The following is a 7923-nucleotide window of genomic DNA, read 5'->3' on the forward strand; positions in this document are numbered from 1 at the left end:
GATGCAAGCGGGGGGCGGCAGTGACACCTTCCTCTTCAACGGCACCTTCGGCCAGGACCGGATCAGCGGCTACGACGCGGGGGACAAGCTGGTGTTCCTCGGCGTGCCGGGCGCCGGGGCAGGTGATGACTACAGCCAGTACCTGTCACAAGTGGGCAATGACACGCTGCTCAAGATCGGCGACAGTGCCGTGACTTTGGTGGGCGTTGGTCTCGGTCAGGTGGGCGGCGAAGGGATCGTGTTCGCCTGATATCGCCATCGCGAGCAGGCTCGCTCCCACAGTGGAACTCGGGTGTATGCAGTATTTGTATTCACCATCGAACCTCTGTGGGAGCGGGCTTGCTCGCGAAAGCGGTGGGTCAGCTTGCATTGATGTTGAATGTACAGGCCCCTTCGCGAGCAAGCCCGCTCCCACAGTAGTTCAAAGGTGTATGCAGGATTTGTGTTCACCACCAAACCTTTGTGGGAGCGAGCTTGCTCGCGATGGCGGCCTACCCGGCGAATCACTGGAAATCAGTCTTCCTTGCGAATGGTTGCCACATCATCGGCGCGGACCCGGACTTTCCTCCCGGAAATATCCTCGAACTCGTAGAAACCATCGACGGTGCGAGTATTGGGGGTGTCCTTGGTCAAATACTGGGTACCGTTCTGCAAGGTCACTACAGTGGGCGACGCGCAGCCAGCCAGCGCCAGAAATGCCACGGCGACCATGGGCAGGCCCAGAAACCTGATGTTCATAACCATAACCTCTCAATCAAAAGGACACGGAGCAACTGATTCGACCGCGCCATCACATTAGCTAACCGCCATTGGTCTCGCTTGCCGTAGGAAAGTTCATCGCTAGCTGAAGGATTTCACCTTAAATATAGGAGACCGTTCATCTTTTGCTGTTGCCTGGCTGGTTTACAGCTGTTATCTGTATGCATAACCAGTATCCCGATTCCCTTGGCGTTTCTTTCCGTGGCAGCCCGTTCTCTCGACGATCCGTTTTACTACCTGAACAACTTCCAGCAGGTGCTCGCTTGGTTGACGCAGCGGTATGCCGATGTGCTCAGCACTGAAGAGCAGCGCTTCATCGAGCACTTCGCCGCGCTGCCGCGTGGCGCCCAGGGCTTGCTGGTGCGGATGGTGATGCGCAAGGGGCTACGGTTTCGTCATAGCAAGCTGCATTACCCGGAAATTGGCGACATCGGCGCCGCCGTCGCGCCACTGCTGGCGCTGGGTTGGGTCGAGGAACAGGCCCCCATCGGGCTCGTCGAGCTGTTCGAGGTGCTGCTCAAGCCGGAAATCCTCCTGTGCCTGGGCCATCTGATCGAACACCCCAAGGCGAAAAAGACCGAATGGCTCCAGGCCTTGGACGAACACCTCAACCAGCCCCAGCCGTTCCATGCCTGGTGCCCGCAGCTTGACGACCGGCTGTACAGCCTGACGATCATGAATCTGTGCGACCGGCTGCGGTTGATGTTCTTCGGCAACCTTTACCAGGATTGGTCGGAGTTTGTCCTGGCGGACCTGGGCATCTTCACCTACGAAACCGTCGAGTTCAGCGCCGAGTCACGGGGCTTGCGCAGCCGCGAAGACGTCGATGCCTGCGTGTTCCTGCACGACTGCCAGCAACGCTTCGAAGCCGGCGAGCCCCTGGAAGAGATCGTCGCCCAGGTCAACGAGCTGTCCCTGGACAGTCCGTGGCTGGAGCGGCGCCGGGCCAAGTTGTTGTTCCTGATCGGCCAGCACGGCGAACGCATCGGCGACTTGGCCTTGGCCTTGGGCATCTATCGCGATTGCACCTACCCGGGCGCGCGGTTGCGGATGGTCCGGGTACTGGAGCGCATCGGCGAATACACCCTGGCCCTCGAACTGGGCGAGGCGGCGGCGCAGGCACCGCAAAGTGCCGCCGAAACCCAGGCCTTGCTGCGGATCGTGCCCCGTCTGCGGCGCAAGTTGGGCGGCCCGCCAGTGCCACGGGCCATGGCCCGGGAAGTGGAACGCCTGGAGCTGCACCTGCCGCGCGTCGATCCGGCCTTATCGGTGGAGTACCACGTCCAGGCCCACCTGCACGACGAAACCGCGCCAGTGCATTACGTCGAGAACAGCCTGATCAATTCGCTGTTCGGCCTGCTGTGCTGGCCGGCGATTTTCGCGCCGTTGCCGGGCGCGTTTTTCCACCCGTTCCAGCGCGGGCCGGTGGACCTGCTCAACGAGGATTTCCACGCCCGTCGCGCCGAGCTGTTCGCCGCTTGCCTGGCAGAGTTGGACGATGGCCGCTATCGGCAGACCATCGGCCGTCGCTACGCCGAAAAATGGGGTGTGCAGTCGCCTTTCGTATTCTGGGGCGCGCTGTCCGAGCCCTTGCTGGAACAAGCCCTCGATTGCCTGCCTGCCGCGCATCTCAAGCACTGGTTTGACCGTCTGCTGCTGGACATCAAGGCCAATCGCGCCGGCATGCCGGACCTGATCCAGTTCTGGCCGCAGCACAAGACCTACCGCATGATCGAAGTCAAAGGCCCCGGTGATCGCCTGCAAGACAACCAACTGCGCTGGCTGGAGTTCTGCCATGAACACCAGATGCCCGTTGCCGTTTGTTATGTGCAATGGGCAGAGTCAGCCATCGCGAGCGAGCTCGCTCCCACAGTGGGCGAGCCACTACAGAACACCTGTGTAAGTGAGCTTGCTCGCGATGGGGGCGCATGACCCCGGCACCCAGCTACAGCATCGCCGTACGGGCGTTGTGTGAGTTCACCGCCAAGGTGGGTGATCTTGACCTGCGCTTCACGCCGTCGCCCACGGCCCTGGAAGGCATTGCTGGCCATCGTACCGTCGCCTCGCGGCGCAGAGAGGGTTATCAGGCCGAGGTGGCCCTCGAAGGTCATTACCAGGCCCTGACAGTGAAAGGCCGGGCCGATGGTTACGACCCGGCCCGCCAGTGCCTTGACGAAGTGAAAACCTACCGCGGCGACCTGAGCAAACAACCGGCCAACCATCGCCAGCTGCATTGGGCCCAGGCGAAAATCTATGGCTGGCTGATGTGCCAGAAACTGCAGTTGCCGCACATCGACGTGGCCCTGGTGTATTTCGACATCGTCAGCGAAAAGGAAACCCGCATCACCCAACGTTTCGAAGCGGCGCAGTTGCAAGCCTTCTTCGAAGCGCAATGCGCGTTGTTCCTGGCCTGGGCCGAACAGGAAATGGCCCATCGACAGGCGCGCAACCTCGGCGCGCAATCGCTGGTATTTCCCCATGCGGGTTTCAGGCCGGGGCAACGGCACTTGGCCGAATCAGTGTTCAAGGCCGTCAGCACTGGCCGCTGCCTGATGGCCCAGGCGCCCACGGGCATCGGCAAGACCGTGGGCACGCTGTTCCCGCTGCTCAAGGCCCTGGCACCGCAGCAACTGGACAAGGTGTACTTCCTCACGGCCAAAACCCCGGGGCGCAAGCTGGCCCTGGATGCGGCGCGCGTGATCACCCGCAGCGCACCGTCGATGCCATTGCGGGTGCTGGAAATGATCGCCCGGGACAAGGCCTGCGAACACCCGGACAAAGCCTGCCATGGCGAATCCTGCCCGCTGGCCCGTGGTTTCTACGACCGTTTGCCGGACGCCCGGGCGGCGGCGAGCCAGGTCACCTTGCTCGACCAGGCGGCGTTGCGCGAGATTGCGCTGGCCCACGAGGTCTGCCCGTATTACCTCAGCCAGGAAATGGCCCGCTGGGCCGACGTGGTGGTGGCCGACTACAACTATTACTTCGACTTCAGCGCGTTGCTCTTCGGCCTGGCCCAGGCCAACGGCTGGACTGTCGCAACCTTGGTGGATGAAGCCCATAACCTGGTGGAGCGCGGACGGCAGATGTACAGCGCAACCCTCGACCAAGCCATGTTGAGCAGCGTACGCAAAACCGCCCCCGAACCACTGAAGAAATCCCTGGATAGGGTCAATCGCCAGTGGAACGCCTTGCACACGTCCCAGGTGGCGGCCTATCAGGCCTATGAAAAACTGCCGGAAAAACTGCTCCAGGCCCTGGCCACCTGTACCACGGCTATCGGCGATTACCTCAACGATCACCCCCAGGGCCTGGACAGTGGATTGCAGGCGTTTTACTTCGATGCGTTGCAGTTTGGCCGGGTGGCGGAAACCTTCGACGAGCACTTTCTGTTCGACATCCACAAGCGCGAGCTTGGCCGCCAGCGCAGCCTGTCTACGCTGTGCCTGCGCAACGTGGTGCCGGCCGCGTTCCTGCGGCCCAGGCTGACCGCCGCGCGCAGCACCGTGCTGTTCTCGGCGACCCTGAGCCCTCGGCATTACTACGCAGACTTGTTGGGGACGCCGGGCGACACGGTGTGGATCGACGTGGAATCGCCGTTCAAGGCCGAACAACTGGACGTGCAGGTGGTCAGCCGCATTTCCACCCGTTTTGCCCAGCGCCAGGCGTCCCTGGAGCCGATTGCCGCGTTGATGGCTCGCCAGTTCCGCGAGCGCCCAGGCAATTACCTGGCTTTTTTCAGCAGCTTCGATTACTTGCAGCAAGTGGCTGGGCTGTTTGCCGAGCGGTACCCGCAAATTGCGCTCTGGACGCAATCGCGCGGCATGGGCGAAGCCCCCCGGCAGGCGTTTCTCGAGCGGTTCATGGAGCACAGCCAAGGCATTGGCTTTGCGGTGCTGGGCGGTGCGTTCGGCGAGGGCATCGATTTGCCGGGTTCACGCCTGATCGGCGCGTTCATCGCTACCCTGGGGCTGGCGCAGTTCAACCCGGTCAATGAGCAGATGAAACAACGCATGGCCGCGATTTTCGGTGATGGCTACGACTACACGTACCTGTATCCCGGACTGCAAAAAGTCGTGCAGGCGGCCGGTCGCGTGATCCGCACCCAGCAGGATCGCGGGGTGGTGATGCTGATCGACGACCGATTTGGCGAGGCGAGGGTGCAGCACTTATTGCCGCAGTGGTGGTCTGTCACTCAGGAAACACACAAATTTCCCTGTGGGAGCGGGCTGGACATCGGCTTACACCTTGCCAGCGCTCAATAATTTTTCCTGGCACCAGACTTGTTCCATACTCCGAAAAAAGTCCATACGGATGCCCCGGCCAGATGCTTGAGAACGCCCCCAAGATCCCACTCATGAACGAGGAACAGCGCTTTCGCCTGCTCATCGACGCGGTGGTCGACTACGCCATCTACATGACCGACCCATCGGGCATCATCACCAGTTGGAACTCCGGCGCCAGGCGTTTCAAGGGCTACGAGGAAGCCGAGATCCTCGGCCAGCATTTCTCCCGTTTCTACACCGATCAGGATCGCGCCGCGGGCCTGCCGCAACGGGCGCTGGACACGGCCGTGCATGAGGGGCGCTTTGAAGGCGAGGGTTGGCGGGTGCGCAAGGACGGCACGCTGTTCTGGTCCCATGTGGTGATCGATCCGATCATCGACAGCCAGAGCGGCACCTTGCTTGGTTTCGCCAAGATCACCCGCGACCTGACCGATCGCAAAATGGCCGAGGAAACCCTCAAGCAAAGCGAGCAGCAGTTCCGCCTGTTGGTGCAAAGCGTCACCGATTACGCCATCTACATGCTTGACCCGCAAGGCCAGGTCACCAACTGGAACCTGGGGGCGCAGCGGATCAAGGGTTATCTTCCGGCGGAAGCCATCGGCCAGCATTTCTCGATGTTCTACACCCCTGAGGATCGCGTTACCGGCGAACCACAACGCGCGTTGAGCATCGCCGCCAGCGAAGGGCGCTTCGAGAAAAAGGGCTGGCGCATGCGCAAGGATGGCACGCGCTTCATGGCCCACGTCGTCATTGACGCGATCCGCAGCGACACTGGCATGCTGTTGGGCTTTGCCAAGATCACCCGCGACATTACCGATGTCACCCAGGCCCAGCAGGCCCTCGAGCAGGCCCGTGAGGCACTGTTCCAATCCCAGAAACTGCAAGCCATTGGCCAGCTCACCGGCGGCATCGCCCATGATTTCAATAACCTGTTGACGGTCATCCTTGGCAATCTGGAGATCGTGCGCAAGCGCATGCCCAACGAGCCGAAACTCACTCAGTTGCTGGACAACGCGACCCAGGGCGCGCTGCGCGGTGTTTCACTGACCCAACGCATGCTGGCGTTTGCCCGTCGGCAGAAGCTGACCTACGAATCGGTCGAGCTGTCGGCCCTGGTGCAGGGTATCAGCGGCCTGCTGCAAAGCTCCCTGGGCCCGTCGATACACGTCCAGACCCGTTTCGCCGAGGCACTGTCGCCGGTGCTGGCCGATGTCAACCAGCTGGAACTGGCGATTCTCAACCTGGCGACCAATGCCCGGGACGCCATGCCCCATGGCGGCCAGCTCATGATTACCGCCGATGAGCGGCAAGGGTCTGATGCCGCCCCGGACAAGCCAATGCCCCCTGGGCGCTACATTTGCCTGGCGATTACCGATGAAGGCGAGGGCATGGATGAAGCCACGCTGGCCTCGGCCGTGGACCCGTTCTTCACCACCAAGGGGGTCGGCAAGGGCACGGGTCTGGGGTTGTCCATGGTGCATGGCCTGGCGGAACAGTTGGGCGGCCGCCTGATGCTCAGCAGCCAGAAAGGTGTCGGTACCACCGCGCAGTTGTGGCTACCCGTGGCCGACAACCCGGCACCGGGCAAAGCGTCGATCCAGGAAACAACGCCGCCAGTTGACGAGTTGAAAGTGCTGGTGGTCGACGATGACAGCCTGGTGCTCACCAGCACGCGCCTGCTCATCGAAGACCTCGGGCACCGGGTCCTTTGCGCGCCATCGGGCGCCCAGGCACTGGAGCTGTATGAGATCAACCCGGACATTGACCTGGTAATCACCGACATGGCCATGCCGCAGATGGACGGTGCGCAGTTGGCGAAACTGTTGCGCGACCGCCAACCGACCCTGCCTATCATCCTGGCCACCGGTTATGCCGAACGCCTGGAAGGTTTCGCCACGCAATTGCCTCGGTTGATCAAGCCGTTCAAGCAGATAGACCTGGTGCAGATCATTGGGCAGACGATGAAATAGTCAGGAATGCAATGTTTTCCCCCGTGGCGAGGGAGCTTGCTCCCGCTCGACCGGGTTGGCGCACCAGTGCGAAGCGCTCGCGACATGGGCGCGTTTCCTCGAAGGTCTGATGCGCCTGCGATCCATTGGCTTGAACTTGCCGCGCGCCGGGTTCTTCTAATGAGTCCGAATCATCACCAAGGCACCGCCTGCGCAATGCCCAGAATACTCACCGGGCCAACCCCGGAAGAAGAACTGACGGAACACAACGCCAAACTGTTCGGCTCGCCCAAGGAACGACTGGATTTCTATCGCCGGGAAATCCAGTACGAAACCAGCATCCTGGCCAACCGAACCGATGCTTACCTCGCCGCCCAATCCTTCCTGGTGATTGCTTTTGCTTCGTGCATGGCCAACCTGAACCCGGAGTGGGGCAAGTTGTTCACGTTGATCGTGCCGCCATTCCTGGCCTTGCTGGGCTTCTTGAGCTCGCTCAATGCCTGGCCGGGCATTCGAGCGGCCTACGAGATCATCGATCACTGGCATTTCAAACAGAGCGAGTTATTGCGCGCCGAACCCTTGATGGGCCTGGCCTACGACGAGTCACCTCTGTTCAGCGAGCGGGAGTCAACGCACAAAGGCTACCGCAAGTCGCTGCTGTTCTCGGTGCGTACGCCATGGATCTTCGCCACCTTCTGGGTGTTGCTGGGGGTGTATTCGGTCTATATCCAGATGGGCGATCCTGGCGGTTGAGCCACACGCTCTTGAGGACGAACATCATTGTGGCGAGGGAGCCCCCGCCGCGTCTTCGACGCTGCGCTGTCGCGCAGCAAACAATTATTCGGCCTAAGATAGGAGGTGCGCGCAGGACAGAGGCCGTAGTTATCACTGGCGTGTTCGCACCCGAGAGGGAGAGTGGTCCGCACGGTATC

Annotated in this window: 5 protein-coding genes and 1 pseudogene; 5 read left to right on the forward strand and 1 reads right to left on the reverse strand. The window is 61.5% G+C overall.

All coding sequences use genetic code 11. The features are described 5' to 3' along the window. Positions 1 to 250, forward strand: a pseudogene (locus B0E42_RS20640) (polyurethanase); the annotation flags it as partial. Between the two features lie 263 nt (positions 251 to 513). Here B0E42_RS20640 and B0E42_RS20650 read toward each other — a convergent pair. Continuing rightward, on the reverse strand, positions 514 to 738 hold the full coding sequence (locus tag B0E42_RS20650) for a YgdI/YgdR family lipoprotein (RefSeq protein WP_014338391.1): 225 nt from the start codon (positions 736 to 738) through the stop codon (positions 514 to 516). Positions 739 to 960: 222 nt separating this feature from the next. On the opposite strand from B0E42_RS20650, the gene B0E42_RS20655 reads away from it, so the two are divergent. From B0E42_RS20655 to B0E42_RS20670, 4 genes are all read left to right on the forward strand, one after another. Beyond that, positions 961 to 2691 (forward strand): VRR-NUC domain-containing protein, encoded by a 1731-nt coding sequence (locus tag B0E42_RS20655; RefSeq protein ID WP_077507200.1) that lies wholly within the window; start codon positions 961 to 963, stop codon positions 2689 to 2691. Further along, positions 2688 to 5021: an ATP-dependent DNA helicase gene (locus B0E42_RS20660; RefSeq protein WP_077507201.1), complete on the forward strand. Its 2334-nt coding sequence runs from the start codon at positions 2688 to 2690 to the stop codon at positions 5019 to 5021. The genes B0E42_RS20655 and B0E42_RS20660 overlap by 4 nt, the downstream gene beginning before the upstream one ends. Before the next feature lie 62 nt (positions 5022 to 5083). Continuing rightward, complete coding sequence (locus B0E42_RS20665; RefSeq protein WP_077507202.1) at positions 5084 to 7012, forward strand: PAS domain-containing sensor histidine kinase; 1929 nt, start codon at positions 5084 to 5086, stop codon at positions 7010 to 7012. A 195-nt stretch (positions 7013 to 7207) separates the two neighbouring features. Further along, positions 7208 to 7744, forward strand: coding sequence for a hypothetical protein (locus B0E42_RS20670; protein ID WP_014338386.1), 537 nt, complete (start codon positions 7208 to 7210; stop codon positions 7742 to 7744). Positions 7745 to 7923: the final 179 nt, after the last annotated feature.

The organism is Pseudomonas sp. A25(2017) (assembly GCF_002001065.1).
In the GTDB taxonomy this organism is placed as follows: domain Bacteria; phylum Pseudomonadota; class Gammaproteobacteria; order Pseudomonadales; family Pseudomonadaceae; genus Aquipseudomonas; species Aquipseudomonas kilonensis.